This window comes from Sporosarcina sp. So3-204, from assembly GCF_058068165.1.
Genome location: NZ_JBYRHP010000002.1, coordinates 1 through 12,561, shown reverse-complemented (window position 1 = coordinate 12,561; position 12,561 = coordinate 1). Strand labels below are relative to the sequence as shown.

At 34.9% G+C, this 12,561-nt stretch carries 18 protein-coding genes; 12 read left to right on the top strand and 6 right to left on the bottom strand.

Features of this window, described 5'->3' with window-relative positions; genetic code table 11:
• Positions 1-451: 451 nt before the first annotated feature.
• The 3 genes from AC3RV6_RS18835 to AC3RV6_RS18825 form a co-directional block, all read right to left on the bottom strand.
• Positions 452-1,066 (bottom strand): recombinase family protein, encoded by a 615-nt coding sequence (locus tag AC3RV6_RS18835; RefSeq protein WP_489749323.1) that lies wholly within the window; start codon positions 1,064-1,066, stop codon positions 452-454.
• 60 nt (positions 1,067-1,126) lie between these two features.
• A complete protein-coding gene (locus AC3RV6_RS18830) occupies positions 1,127-1,366 on the bottom strand; it encodes a hypothetical protein (protein WP_489749322.1) in 240 nt (79 codons plus the stop codon).
• Between the two features lie 737 nt (positions 1,367-2,103).
• A complete protein-coding gene (locus AC3RV6_RS18825; protein ID WP_489749321.1) occupies positions 2,104-2,682 on the bottom strand; it encodes a hypothetical protein in 579 nt (192 codons plus the stop codon).
• Between the two features lie 414 nt (positions 2,683-3,096).
• On the opposite strand from AC3RV6_RS18825, the gene AC3RV6_RS18820 reads away from it, so the two are divergent.
• From AC3RV6_RS18820 to AC3RV6_RS18795, 6 genes are read left to right on the top strand one after another with little or no spacing between them, the layout of a single operon-like run.
• Positions 3,097-3,336, top strand: coding sequence for a helix-turn-helix domain-containing protein (locus AC3RV6_RS18820; RefSeq protein ID WP_489749320.1), 240 nt, complete (start codon positions 3,097-3,099; stop codon positions 3,334-3,336).
• 29 nt (positions 3,337-3,365) lie between these two features.
• Positions 3,366-3,788 carry a hypothetical protein gene (locus AC3RV6_RS18815; protein WP_489749319.1) on the top strand — a complete coding sequence of 141 codons (423 nt, stop codon included), beginning with the start codon at positions 3,366-3,368 and terminating at the stop codon, positions 3,786-3,788.
• Between the two features lie 20 nt (positions 3,789-3,808).
• The gene (locus tag AC3RV6_RS18810; protein WP_489749318.1) at positions 3,809-4,279 is read left to right on the top strand and encodes a phBC6A51 family helix-turn-helix protein; all 471 of its coding nucleotides are present in this window, start codon (positions 3,809-3,811) and stop codon (positions 4,277-4,279) included.
• 5 nt (positions 4,280-4,284) lie between these two features.
• Positions 4,285-4,536: a hypothetical protein gene (locus AC3RV6_RS18805; protein WP_489749317.1), complete on the top strand. Its 252-nt coding sequence runs from the start codon at positions 4,285-4,287 to the stop codon at positions 4,534-4,536.
• Positions 4,536-5,189, top strand: coding sequence for a hypothetical protein (locus AC3RV6_RS18800; RefSeq protein WP_489749316.1), 654 nt, complete (start codon positions 4,536-4,538; stop codon positions 5,187-5,189). Before AC3RV6_RS18805 ends, AC3RV6_RS18800 begins: the two co-directional genes overlap by 1 nt.
• Positions 5,186-5,830 carry a hypothetical protein gene (locus tag AC3RV6_RS18795; RefSeq protein WP_489749315.1) on the top strand — a complete coding sequence of 215 codons (645 nt, stop codon included), beginning with the start codon at positions 5,186-5,188 and terminating at the stop codon, positions 5,828-5,830. Before AC3RV6_RS18800 ends, AC3RV6_RS18795 begins: the two co-directional genes overlap by 4 nt.
• 81 nt (positions 5,831-5,911) lie before the next feature.
• On the opposite strand, the gene AC3RV6_RS18790 is transcribed toward AC3RV6_RS18795, so the two are convergent.
• Together AC3RV6_RS18790 and dcm are read right to left on the bottom strand one after the other, a co-directional pair.
• Entirely contained in the window at positions 5,912-6,541 is a 630-nt protein-coding gene (locus tag AC3RV6_RS18790; protein ID WP_489749332.1) for a hypothetical protein, read from the bottom strand.
• On the bottom strand, positions 6,508-7,461 hold the full coding sequence (gene dcm, locus AC3RV6_RS18785) for a DNA (cytosine-5-)-methyltransferase (RefSeq protein ID WP_489749331.1): 954 nt from the start codon (positions 7,459-7,461) through the stop codon (positions 6,508-6,510). Before dcm ends, AC3RV6_RS18790 begins: the two co-directional genes overlap by 34 nt.
• 680 nt (positions 7,462-8,141) lie before the next feature.
• On the opposite strand from dcm, the gene AC3RV6_RS18780 reads away from it, so the two are divergent.
• From AC3RV6_RS18780 to AC3RV6_RS18755, 6 genes are all read left to right on the top strand, one after another.
• Complete coding sequence (locus AC3RV6_RS18780; RefSeq protein WP_489749330.1) at positions 8,142-8,378, top strand: hypothetical protein; 237 nt, start codon at positions 8,142-8,144, stop codon at positions 8,376-8,378.
• Between the two features lie 37 nt (positions 8,379-8,415).
• Complete coding sequence (locus tag AC3RV6_RS18775) at positions 8,416-8,634, top strand: hypothetical protein (RefSeq protein ID WP_489749329.1); 219 nt, start codon at positions 8,416-8,418, stop codon at positions 8,632-8,634.
• A gap of 332 nt (positions 8,635-8,966) precedes the next feature.
• Positions 8,967-9,941, top strand: a complete 975-nt coding sequence (locus tag AC3RV6_RS18770; RefSeq protein ID WP_489749328.1) for a hypothetical protein — start codon at positions 8,967-8,969, stop codon at positions 9,939-9,941.
• Complete coding sequence (locus AC3RV6_RS18765) at positions 9,938-10,087, top strand: hypothetical protein (RefSeq protein WP_489749327.1); 150 nt, start codon at positions 9,938-9,940, stop codon at positions 10,085-10,087. Before AC3RV6_RS18770 ends, AC3RV6_RS18765 begins: the two co-directional genes overlap by 4 nt.
• A 125-nt stretch (positions 10,088-10,212) precedes the next feature.
• Positions 10,213-10,410 (top strand): hypothetical protein, encoded by a 198-nt coding sequence (locus AC3RV6_RS18760; RefSeq protein WP_489749326.1) that lies wholly within the window; start codon positions 10,213-10,215, stop codon positions 10,408-10,410.
• Positions 10,411-10,449: 39 nt separating this feature from the next.
• Positions 10,450-11,298 carry an HNH endonuclease gene (locus AC3RV6_RS18755; protein ID WP_489749325.1) on the top strand — a complete coding sequence of 283 codons (849 nt, stop codon included), beginning with the start codon at positions 10,450-10,452 and terminating at the stop codon, positions 11,296-11,298.
• On the opposite strand, the gene AC3RV6_RS18750 is transcribed toward AC3RV6_RS18755, so the two are convergent.
• On the bottom strand, positions 11,295-12,203 hold the full coding sequence (locus AC3RV6_RS18750; protein WP_489749324.1) for a hypothetical protein: 909 nt from the start codon (positions 12,201-12,203) through the stop codon (positions 11,295-11,297). The two genes, AC3RV6_RS18755 and AC3RV6_RS18750, sit on opposite strands and share 4 nt — an antisense overlap.
• Positions 12,204-12,561 lie beyond the last annotated feature (358 nt).

Here is a 12,561-nt window from a genome sequence, read left to right as displayed (position 1 = left end):
GATTCTGAAAAGAAGAAGTACGGGCAATTGTTCAGCATTCTTTTAAAAGATGTTTTGTGTTTTAAAGAAAGCTTCGAGTTTACGAGAAGAATCTTTTGAACTTAATCTTTATTACAGTGAATAACCGTAGGGGATTTTTAAGATTCAGTAAAAGCAGCGACTTTATTTATTGAACAGGTGCGAATCGTAGATGCGACAGAATTGTGTCTATAATATCGTTAAATCAAGTAGGGGAACGGTTTAAAATTACCATGTATCGAACCGTGTGGACGTGTTTGGAAATGACGCGTCAAGTATTTTTGCTTGTCACTTGTAAAGGTTATTGCCCGACTTTGCTGGTGTTGTAGCAATTCGTGTTGTAAATGTTGGGGAAAATATCTGAAGCACGTGAGAATGAAGCGTGTGCATCCTGAACAGCGAAGAAAAAAGGAACAGGCTTCAGCCCATCCCTTTACCGTGCATTTATTTTGGATTCATATTCCTTCACCTTGTTATAGAATGTTGCCTTCTTCATTCCCACTTCTTCCATGAAAGCAACAGCCGTAATCTTTTTTGCTTTCCAATCCTTATAAAGTCCATCCCATTCTTTAGGCAGGGGAACAACAGGGCGACCAAGATGTTTACCTTTAGCTTTAGCTGATGCAATGCCTTCAGCTTGTCGTTGTAGGATTGTTTCCCGTTCTTGTTCAGCTATGGATGTGTAAACCTCTATCATTATGTTGTTAATCATGTCTAGCACCCATTCTTGTCCTTCAGGAACGTCTTGCATAGTAGTGGGCATGTCTATAATCTTTACCCGAATACCTTCTTCTTTGAAGTGTTGAAGATAGTTCTTTATCTGTTCTTTGTTACGTCCTAGACGGTCAATTGATTTTAAATAAAGCGTATCGCCTTTTCTCATTGCCTTCAGCATGTTCTGAAAGCCTTCCCTATCCATATCTTTACCGCTGGCTTTATCGCTATATATGTATTTGGTATCCGTTACATATGGCTTTATTGCATCTTGTTGTCTATCCAAGTGTTGTTCATTCGTAGAAACTCTTAGATACGCAAAATTGATTCCCATAATTTAAATCACCTTTTCTCTAAACATATGTTTATATGTGTGTGTAAAAACAGAATGAAATTAAAATTTGTTCCAATCCCTTAATTCTTCTTCTGCTTCTTCTGAAGTTTTGTAAACCCAAGCCCACTGCGTATCCAGTTCTTTTTCATCTTTGTCGGATTCATCTATAACGCAATATACTTTCTCAGGTGTTTCTTTGTGTGACCAGTCAGATAATGTTTCCTCACTGATTTGTTCAGGCGTTTCATACAGGAAGTCAAAAAATAAGTACATTTCTTTAATTACTTTTTTGTTTATCATTTTCTTGTTCTCCTTCTTCTTCTCGATAGTCTAAATATACACCAAGTGTACATAAAGGTCAATTACTTTTTAGACGTTCAATAAGGTCAATTATTAGTTCTACTTGTACGCTATTCGGGTGCATTATTTACCGTCCAGTATGTTGTACCTTTTTGTACGGGGCGTGTGCATTTAAAAAAGGGGGGTGCTTCCAAATTACGGGGGCTATTTTATGGGGCGTTATATACAATGGGTACTACTCAAAGCCCCACGGGTACGCCACGCCATGCCTACACTGATAGAACAGCAATCAATAAGAGTTATTTATACAGCATCATAAACAAAGCCCCACCCATGCCCATGCACAGCACCATCAAATAGCACACAGCACAGGCACACCAGCACCACGTACACGGCTTATAGATATGAGTGAAGCAATTGCATTAAGAAAGATACAGCAACGCTTATACGATTAGATGGAAAGTCTGAAGCAACGAAGAAAGGAAAGTTTAAAAGAATCTGAAGTGAAAGCCTTGTGAATCCGTTGAATATTAATAATCAATAATAAAACGTGGAAATAATACGGCACGGGGTATGGTGGGGTTGGGGGTGGTCATGCCCGATGTACTGTATTTTATATATACTTATATCATTTTCACCTTCCAGCATTTCACTGAATCCAACAGCACATAACGGAAAAACTCATTCAAATAAATTTTATATTATTTTCGCTGCTTTCATTTTCACGGCTTCACCTTTCATCTTCCAAACAACTTACTAAAGAAACCCTTCTTCTTTTCAGCTTCCATTAATTCGGTCACGGCTTCAGCTTTATCAGTGGCAATCTGAACAGCCTTTTTTGATTCTTCTATACTTAATCGTAATTCAGTAATCTTTTCAGCTTCTTGACGATTAACAATAGTCTTTAATTCCATAATTTCCTGAGTAAAAGATGCTTGAATTTCCTTCTTGTCTACTTCCATTTGCTGGACTAATTGCTGATTAAATTGCATTTGCAAATTCATCATCTTTTTTAATTCGGCAACTTCTTCATTTACTGAAATTAAGTTCGTGCCATCTTCAGAATCCACTGTAAGAGTGACAGGTACACCAGCACCCCTTAAATGTTCGTCCACGGCTTCTTTCTTCAGACCTTCACCATAAAGCCTTCTAATTATCTTCAGTGTTTCAACAGCAGAAACATGAATCATGTATCTATTATGTACTTTTTTATAATTTAGAAATTCTTCATGTTCTTGCATGTATCTTTTACAGCTATTTTCAGGTATGTCTACCACTTCAATTAATTGTTTAAGTGTCAAATAGTTTTCAGTCACTCCATAACCCCCTTCCAATAGCATTTTGATAATTTTATCACACCTTCAACCATCCAACCACCAACATAACAACCCCTTACTTTGAAGAAAGCCACCCGACTATCAACAACCCACCTACTCCTATATTGATAACCACCCACCCAACAACAGGACAACTTGATTCAATGATTTATTCGGCACGATATGCAGGTAAACCTTTATTTATCCTGTGAATTTAAGAAAGTTGTCTTACATCATGGGTGTTTCAAGTACATAAGAATGTAACTGCCGTGTTACTTGAATAAAGCCCATTTGGTAGATGGGTTTTGAAAATAGATGTCTGAATCGAATAGATACAGTGTTAAAGGGTTGTAGAGATACAGCCTTTTTTCTATTTGCCTAGTATTCATATTTCAATAATAAAGGAGTGGAAAAATGAAACCAAAACTATTAAAACATTGCAGACAATTATCTTATCTATCGCAATCAGATTTAGCTTCTATTGTTGGTGTGCATCAAACTTTAATTGCAAAGATGGAAGCTGGAAACGTGCCAGTATCCGCTGAAATGGAAATTAAAATGATGAATGCTTTTCTTTCAAACGGGATAGGTAGCAAAGAAGTTTTATTATTATCAGCAATCTTTGAAAGTCAGAAGTTCAGAAACAAAGGATAAACAAAGCATAAACAAAGGGGGTTGCCATAATGGAAGATACAGCACCAGCAAAAATAGCTGGAATCAATCAGGCAAAACAGCATTTAAAATATATAAAAAGCGAACTGCAAAAAGGCAACTTTACTGAAGATATGGAAATCAAATTGCTGGAAGCAATCGCATGTATCAGAGAAAAGCCTTTCAAGTATCAGCTGATTTACAGCACAGTAAAGAATCAAGTCCACGCAAAGACTTATTATGATTTTGCACTGAAGCATAAAAGGGTTGTTATTGTGAACTTGGATGAAGTAGCAAAGGAATTTAGAAAATATAATCCCGATATTAATTATTGTATCGCCTTAATTACACGCCTTTTAGATACAGATTTACATAGGGTTATGGTGCAGAAGAAGCTGGATAAATTCCTAGTATTACGGGGAACAGAAAGCCAAATGATTTTACGAGTTTTATAATTATTAGGGGGATGGAATAGATGGGAAATTTAAACGCTGAAAAGCTTGTGAACGCTATTAAAGTGCCTTCACAGCTAACAGAAAGACAGGTGACACTTGCAAAGTCATTTGCTAAAAACAGGATGCTGGAAGGCTTCACAGTTGGTACATGGTGCAAAGATAATACTATTTCTTCAGCAACTTTTTACGGCTGGATGGGTGAAGAAAATGAAATCTTTAAAGCTTATGTAAATGAAGTCATTGATGCAGTAGTGCCGACAGATGAAAAGGAAGCATATTCCAAAATCAAAAAGAAGATTATGCAGATTGCTGAAAAGGATAACCCTTCCATTAAGGAAATTGAACTTTTCACTAATACATTTGCCTATGTAGTAGAAAATGACAAGCTGGAAAGAATGCAGGCTTTAGGCATCAACAACGATGTTAAAAAAGCACCATTTATTTCTATTGAAGAACGCAAAGCTTCACTACTATCACGCTTGAAAGGATGATACAGATGAATGCAATACAGAATATTTTAGAAGGTGTCAGATTGCAAGCACAGGAAAGACAGGCACAACAGGAGTTAAAATTGGCTGATGTACAGAAGCAAATAGCAATAGAGAACGGCACGGCAACGGCTGAACCAGTCACAGTTGCACCTGAAGAATTTACAGAACTATCACCAGCGGAAATGTCACAGGCGATTCAATTATTAAGCCAAACTGTTTTAGATTTAACAGCTAAATTAGACGGGGGAAAAAACTAATGGGGAAACTATCAGGAATTGAACAAATGGAGAAACACTTTCAAAAAGTTGAAGATACACGGGAACAATATGCAACTGCTTTAGATAATGCAAATACTGAAGTTGAAGAATTAAAGCTTTCCATTACTGAAGGCGAACAGCATTTAAAAGAGATTTATAAGTCTTATGTTTTAGGAATCGTTTCACTTGATGCTTTCCAATCAGAAAAGAAAATAGTGGATGATAAAAAAGAGATTCTTCACATTGCCGAAAAGAAGGTTTCTGATATTGCTGGTTTATTGAATGAAGAACTATATGGGGTTTATGGTGAAATGAAAGAATCATTTCCAGCATTAACTGAAATCCATTCAGTGACTTCAGCCGAACAGCACAAATTAATGTACATGGCAAAGGTTGAATTTTTGAACGCAATGCACACGGCAAAACTTGAAATAGATAAAACGAAAAAATACATTACAATGGTTGACCATTTACGGGTTGATATTGGAGATAAAAACGATTACTCATATGATTTTAGTGATAGTGCGGTACAGTCGTTATTGAATAACAGCTATATGAGAACTGAAGGATTAGAAGTGAATAGGGAAACCATTTCAGATGCTTATAACAGCGGATATATTAATCCTTGTGTGCTTGGTCAGGCTAACAAATGATAAAGTTTATTAAAAAACTATTTGGTAAAGGTGCAACGGTTGAAACAAAGACCAATGCACCTACACCAGCACCCGTTGCAACAAAGCCTAACAAAGCAATTGCAGAAATGAATGATTTACGTGCTGAAATGAAGGCAATTGTTGCTGGTTTCAATCGTACCATTTCAGAAAAAGAAATCGAATACAGCACAGCTTCTAATATTTATGAAGAAGCTTACACAACGTATACAGAACTATTCAAAAAGCACAGCCTGGGATTAGAAAGCAAAGGGAAACTAAATGCTAGTAAGAATAAACTGAAGCCGTTGGAAGATGCTACACGTGATTTAGGTGCTGAACTAGATACAATACAGCAATATAGAAAAGAAGAAATTGCAACGCTGCTTTCTAAAATGGATGCACTTCAGGATTCTTATTTATCAGCAAAATCAGCGGAAATGAACCAGCTTTCTTCTAACTTGAATCTATTGAAATTAGAATACCAGCAAAAATTCAACGGTTTTATTTCAGGTTGTGAAGATGTATTTAATACTGAACGTGAAATGATAAACCAATATCACCAATTTGGAATCCCTGAAGCTTCTACAATGGGTAATAAATTCAGTTCTATGATGAATGAAATGCCAGTACCATTTGAATAACTTGAATATTAATAATTAAAAAAACCCTTACTGGTTCATTTAAATGAACTGGTAGGGGATTTTTTAATGTGATTTTATGCTTCAGATTTCAAGTTTATTAGTTTGAAAGTTCAAATTAAAATCAGATAGAAACCTTTCAGAATCATATCTTTTTTCGTTTGTTATAATAATAGGTTCGCTTCCTGCTACTTCAAATTCCTTTGTAGCTAATTCGGCAACTAAGTCATCAAACTCACTATTATTAGCCAGAACAAAACCATCTAAACCTGCATAAGTTTTATCATTTCTGCGTCTTGTTATTACTTCACTTTCTGATAATGTAACTACATAGCATTTAACATCCTTATGGACTTGTTTAATAGCTAAAGCTTCTAAATCAGCCTGTTTCCAGCGTTCTCTTAACGTTGTTTTTATTGATAAAGCATATGAACCTTCAGAGTGATATAAAAACACATCAAAAATTGCTGAAGGAACGTACGTTAATTCAGTCTGAACATAGATATTCCTAATACCAGCCCTACCTAAAGCAATAGTTACTAAATTCTCAAATATAATACCGTTCATGGAATTACTTCTTTCATAACGTTGTTCGTATAAATTCCAATACGTACTTACAAATTGAGATGGTGTTAAATCTTCAGTAATCGGTAAAGTATCAATTAAGTCTTTAGTTATTTCTAAATTTGAAACTCCAGTTGTTTTTCTTCGCAATTTTTCATCTTCTCCTTCAATGTTTTTTTCATTTCATCAGCAACTGCTTTTATAACAGGAATGGACACAGTATTACCCAACTGTCTGTACATTTGTGTTCTTGAAACAGGCATAGAAAAATCTAAAGGAAAGCCTTGCAATTTCAAACATTCATTTCTTGATAATAACCTTAAACCAGTAGACCCATCTTTAACAAAAGTACCTGTTATACGTTGAATCTTATGATAGGTAGCTACTAAGGTATTGGCCTGAATGGTACTTTCACTATCTACAATTTGTGGCTTGCCATCATCCTTTTTAAATAAATACGCCTTTTGTAGATGTTCTGAAATACCATATCCCTCCATTCCAAACTCTAGTATATCAGAAATTGGGACTTTCTTCATATTCCCTACTGGAAATTGAAAATCGACCTTTAAGTCTTTCAGAAAACCCACAAAAATAACACGTCTACGATTCTGTGGCAAACCAAAATCAGCAGAATTTAAAATTTCATAGCTAACATCATAACCTAATTCATCAAGTGCACCCATAATGGTCTGAATCGTCTTTCCTCCATCATCACTAAGAATGCCAGCCACGTTTTCTAATAGAAATGATGCTGGCTGATGATATTCTAAAATACGAACTATATCAAAAAACAATGTTCCTTGCACAGCATTTTTAAAGCCTTCCCGTTTACCTATTTGACTGAAAGGCTGACAGGGAAAACCCGCCAATAAAATATCATGTTTTGGAATATCTTTGGCATCTATTTCTGTAATATCCCCAAATGGTACTTCTCCAAAATTAGCTTCATAAGTTTTTTGAGAAAATTTATCCCACTCACTACTAAAAACACATTCAGTATTAGCATCTTCAAAACTTAATCTAATACCACCAATACCAGCAAATAAATCTATAAACTTTAACTTCTCCATATGTACACCTCATTAAAATATAGTAATATCACATAGTATAACAAATATTCCGTTCCACCGGAATTTTTATTACCAATTTCCAAAAAAAAGGAGGTTTTCCAGATTTAAAAAATTGGATTACTTCTTTATTCAAATTTTATGTAAACCTATCGTATATAGCACATTATATTATCGTTTAGAGAACGTCTTCATTTCATATAATCCCATGGAATGATTGCAGGGATTGGACAAAAAACAAACTCCACCAGTAGCATTTTATAAGCTAGCTAACGTTGCTAGAATGACTCGTTTAACAGTGCAGAAAGAATTAAAGAAAAGTGGCTGGTGCTTCCCTTCATGTTGTTGGGTGCTACAACTTATTGAAAAGGATTGATAATACGAAAAATAATAGACGGGTTATTCTTGAAAAAAGATATACTATCGGGCTAATTGACAAGAAGCCTTCAGGGGTTTCTTTTTTTATGCCTGAAATGTCTTCATTTGTTGGTGTATATAGCTTTCTCAGCATGAGTAGATGGATTGTTGCCCATAATTAAATTTCTTCTTGCTATTTAGCGGTGTTAGTTATATACTCACTAGTATAATAAATATCATACGAGTTGCTGGTTTACATCTATCAATAGATTGTAGGGAATGGACAGGAAATAACCTACACCAGCGACAACGGAAAAGGTGATAATTTGCTGATTTACAAACTGAATATAAACAAGCATCAAAAACTTCTTCTATACGTCCTGAAGGAAATGGGGGCTGAAGTTGCACCCGTATCATTGCCATTAGACAAGGTTGCTGATGTTGCTGGTATGGCACGTTTAACAGTGCAGAAGCAAATGAAGGAAATGAAAGAAGCTGGATTAATAACGGTGGGGGATGGAACGGGAAAAGCACCCAACTCATACAAGTTGAATCTTGAATAGGGATTGAATATTAATAGTCAATTAAGGGGGATGAAGGATGATGAATAACCAGCTGAAATCTTTACCTGATGTATTGATAGAATTATTTCGCAGCGTACATAAAAACCATTTACAAACAATGGATACAACGGAACAGGTTAAACGGTCACTGGATAACGTCACACGGGTTTCATGGGATGAAGAAGAACAATGTTTGAAGGTTTATTATGCTGATGGTGAATGGTGGCATTACGGGGCTAATGGGGAATGGTACTAAACTATTAAGCTTACTTGATTACTTTTCAGAGTTTCATAATAAATGTGTACTTGCTATGAAGTTAGTGCTAAAATTATGACTAACTTAGTAAATCGGACACAAAAAAAGACCTTCCAGCGTGTTATAAGATGCTTCAACATCTTACAACCGTTTAACCCTTCTCGTACAAGGGAAAACACTTTACCGAAAAGCCCTTTTTAATTCTAATTAGATGATAATATCTTAACGCACATCTAAAATAAATTCAAGGGTTAATTATCGTAAAGCACTGTTTTCCTAGCAACAATTAGGGAAATAGTGCTTTTTTCTCGTCCTGAAAAGGAGAAATGACAATGAATATTAATCTAAATTCTATCGGTGTAGACAAAAAAACAGCAGGATTCACACAGGTATATAACACGCCTATTCAGAAAGATTTACAAGACTTGGGGGCAATCGGATTACTTACATACATTATTAGCCTTCCCGATGACTGGACAATTTACAAAACCCAGCTTCACAAAACCTTTACTAGAAGAAGGGTAGAAAGTGCATGGCAAATACTTGTTGAAAAAGGGTACGCCATTGATGTTAGTTTCTTTATGACAGGTAAAAAAGGAAGGATGCACTTTTACCGTGTTTCTGATGAAGCATATACACAGGAAAGCTTTTCTGCATTACTACAAGCGGTAATTAAGGCAGTAAAAGAAAGCGGTCAAGATGTGAATCTATCAACTATTGAAACGCTAAATACCTTTGATTTACCTGAAGATATTTCTAATGTACAAAATGTACAGTACAAATTAAACAGTACAAAAAGTGCATCTACAAATAAAGAACTAACAAATAAACATAAAACAAATAAACATTCTAAATCTATTACAACTGTTAACAAGGAATCAGTAATATTGAGTAGTGACATTCCTGAAGTTCAAAACCTAAAACCTGAAGAACCTAAAACAATTGAAAATGAAAATCCTGAATTTGTTCTCACTAATTTATGTAATGAATTTTATGCAAAGTTTTCAGCTGGAAGATGGAATAAGAAAGCCTGGAAAGTTCTTGTAGAAAGATTTGTAAATGAAACTATTGATACTAAACGATATGACAGAGTGCCACCCAATAAAAGAAAAGCTTATGTATTTACAGCACTTGATAACATGGCAAAGAACCATGATTTAAAAGTTGAACAGAATGGGATTTTTGAAATGTTTGCTGAATCTGATGAAAAGAATGATGCTGAAAAAGAAAGTGTTATTGAATCCTTTACACCAGCCAATGATGTGAAGCGTGTACCTTTCTATAATTGGTTGGAAGAAAGAGATTGAAAGGGGATTTTGCAATAGAATTACAGAAACAGCTTAAAACGGATAGAAATATTCAATTGATTTTAGTGGATAAATTGATTTCAGACCTGATAGAACAAGCCAAGGGTTATTTCAATGGTGGTTATTACAGGGATGATGAGGAATGATACAACGCAGGACTTCACATGCAGTCACAAGTGGCTTTCTAATACAATATGTGAATATTTGGTTAGGGTGAAGGATAAAACGTCGTACAAGGGATTATGAAGGGTTTAAGAAGGGGGTGAATCCAGTGATGGAATCATTAAGAACAAACAAAGGGGAAAGATATAGGGCTGATAATCCTGAAAGGGTACGTCCTGAAGATATGGAAAATAGGGAACTATTGGAAATTTACAGTGGATACGCAAAGCTTCCTGTTTATACGCCTGAAGAAAGTGATTATGTGGGACAATTACGGCTGGAAATGCTGAAGAGAATGGATAAGTAAGGTAGTTTTTTGAGTTTTCGGTAAGAAAGGTGAAGATAAATGTCATTTAAGTTTAGAAAAATACGTGCTAGAGATTCCATGTTTGTAAAAGTAAAAGAGACACACAACAATGACCATGCCTATTTCCAAGAGTATGCCAATAATTTAACTCAACAATCTGGTAAAGCTAAAAATAACGAAAGTGGAAAAGGTCGTTCTTATGCAAATTACTTGATAAGATTAGTTATGTTTTATCAAGAGTTCTTTGAACAGGAAATTGATGGTCTCTTGACTTTTACAACATTAAAGAAAATAGAAAAAGTTATACGAAGTGATAACTTTAATAAATATAATCATGAGGAAGGTCATTTTCCAAGTGCGACATTTAATTGTTATGTCTCTTGCGTTACGCATTTAAATACTGAAAAGGAGGAAAGAGTCGATTCTCAATTAAATGAAGATTTGGCAAATAGTCGGATTGAAGAAAATTATGAAATCAATAATACCATTGTTGGTGCACGAAAAAGAAAAGAAAAAATTATAATTGGTGATATTTCAACTTATCCAAGAAGTAGAAAAGAAAGTTTATATGCCAAAAGACGAAGTAATTGGAAATGTGATGTAAACCCTAATCACATAACGTTTATAAATAACGCTGATGGAAATCCTTATATGGAAGCACATCATTTAATTCCTATGTCCGTCCAGGAATACTTTGAATACACACTTGATTTTGCTGAAAATATAGTATGTTTATGTCCTAATTGTCATCGAAAGATACATCATGCTATAGACAGTGAAAAAGGAGAGATAATTAAGTTTCTATTTAAAAACAGAGAAAAAAGGTATCAAAAATATAGTATTGATATTAATTTGAAAAAGGTTTTAAGTTTCTATGAAATTATTTAAATTAAACATTTACGTTTCATGCGGTTGTTGTTTAACATGTTAAATTCGGCTACTAATCGTGTATCAGGTGCAGCTACACCACGCCAAAAAATACGAGGATTCATTTGTAAATACTTTTCATTCTTGCTTTCAACTTTCCTAAAGGTTGTTTGACCATCCAACAGGATTGAAGCAATTGCGGTACTCATTTTCTTACTACTTGTTAAATCCAATAGTTCGGCAATTTCCTTCAATGTGAAGTATTCGATTTCTTCAATTTTTTTTGCATCGGGATTCTTACAAATAATGTTGGTAGCACGGTGCAAATAAGGAACAAGGGCAAAGACTAGATAAAGTAATGTTGCTGAATACTTTCTTTTTCCATCTTCATTTACGGCTTCATACAGAAATCTAATTTGTTCTACATAGGTACGCACCAATAAAGTAGGTTTTGCTTTTCCAGCAGTAGCACCATAAAAGTTATATGAATTATTCCACATGAAGTTTTTACCTGAAAGCATCAATATTTCATGTTGCACCAGTTTTGCATAGAACTTGTTAAATAAGTTTCTTCCTACGCCTAACACCTTATGAATATCGGATTTCACCAGCTTGATATTATTGTTGTCATGCGAAAGGTAACCCATTCCATTTACATAGGTTGCAAGGTAGAAAACCATAGTCAAATCAGCCTTTGTAAATTCATCCGACTTAATCAGGTATTGGATTTTTTCAGGATATGACCATATGAACTTTCCAGCATCCTTGTTAAATACCTCGAATTCTTGCTTTGCTTTCTCATTCTTCTTGAAAAACTCATCTTGCTTCTTATTTCTCAAATACATGGTATTTCCGTCAAACTCATTTACGATTACTGCATCTGAATCTATAACCCTGAACATGTTCGGTTCTAATTTCGTTGTCATATGCTTTCCCCTTCTTTCTTCAGTGTGTAAAAAAGTACCTTACATTCACTTAGACAAGAAAAGGCATGAGAACAGACGGTGAAAAGGTGGGTACTTTGTTAGTTGTTGAAATGTCAGGCTAAATGTCATGGTCACTTTTAGAGTGCAAATAGGGGTGTCATGGTCACTTTTAGAGTGCATTTTATTTCATGAAAAAACGCTTGAAGAGACTGGTATCATTGACTTTATACGTGTTTATGCCTGAAATCCCACCTATTAATATAATAGATTCCAACCCATACAGTTAAACCGTTCTTGTTGCTTCGCAAAGGGGAAAAGCACCCCTTCTATTTAAAAGACAAAAGCAAAGCTTAAAAGA

Coding starts and splice junctions, on each gene's coding strand:
- AC3RV6_RS18795 (WP_489749315.1), top strand. CDS start 5,186: ATGATAAAGTTTATTAAAAAACTATTTGGTAAAGGTGCAACGGTTGAA.
- AC3RV6_RS18800 (WP_489749316.1), top strand. CDS start 4,536: ATGGGGAAACTATCAGGAATTGAACAAATGGAGAAACACTTTCAAAAA.
- AC3RV6_RS18755 (WP_489749325.1), top strand. CDS start 10,450: ATGTCATTTAAGTTTAGAAAAATACGTGCTAGAGATTCCATGTTTGTA.
- AC3RV6_RS18820 (WP_489749320.1), top strand. CDS start 3,097: ATGAAACCAAAACTATTAAAACATTGCAGACAATTATCTTATCTATCG.
- AC3RV6_RS18750 (WP_489749324.1), bottom strand. CDS start 12,203: ATGACAACGAAATTAGAACCGAACATGTTCAGGGTTATAGATTCAGAT.
- AC3RV6_RS18815 (WP_489749319.1), top strand. CDS start 3,366: ATGGAAGATACAGCACCAGCAAAAATAGCTGGAATCAATCAGGCAAAA.
- dcm (WP_489749331.1), bottom strand. CDS start 7,461: ATGGAGAAGTTAAAGTTTATAGATTTATTTGCTGGTATTGGTGGTATT.
- AC3RV6_RS18805 (WP_489749317.1), top strand. CDS start 4,285: ATGAATGCAATACAGAATATTTTAGAAGGTGTCAGATTGCAAGCACAG.
- AC3RV6_RS18835 (WP_489749323.1), bottom strand. CDS start 1,066: ATGGGAATCAATTTTGCGTATCTAAGAGTTTCTACGAATGAACAACAC.
- AC3RV6_RS18830 (WP_489749322.1), bottom strand. CDS start 1,366: ATGATAAACAAAAAAGTAATTAAAGAAATGTACTTATTTTTTGACTTC.
- AC3RV6_RS18770 (WP_489749328.1), top strand. CDS start 8,967: ATGAATATTAATCTAAATTCTATCGGTGTAGACAAAAAAACAGCAGGA.
- AC3RV6_RS18775 (WP_489749329.1), top strand. CDS start 8,416: ATGATGAATAACCAGCTGAAATCTTTACCTGATGTATTGATAGAATTA.
- AC3RV6_RS18810 (WP_489749318.1), top strand. CDS start 3,809: ATGGGAAATTTAAACGCTGAAAAGCTTGTGAACGCTATTAAAGTGCCT.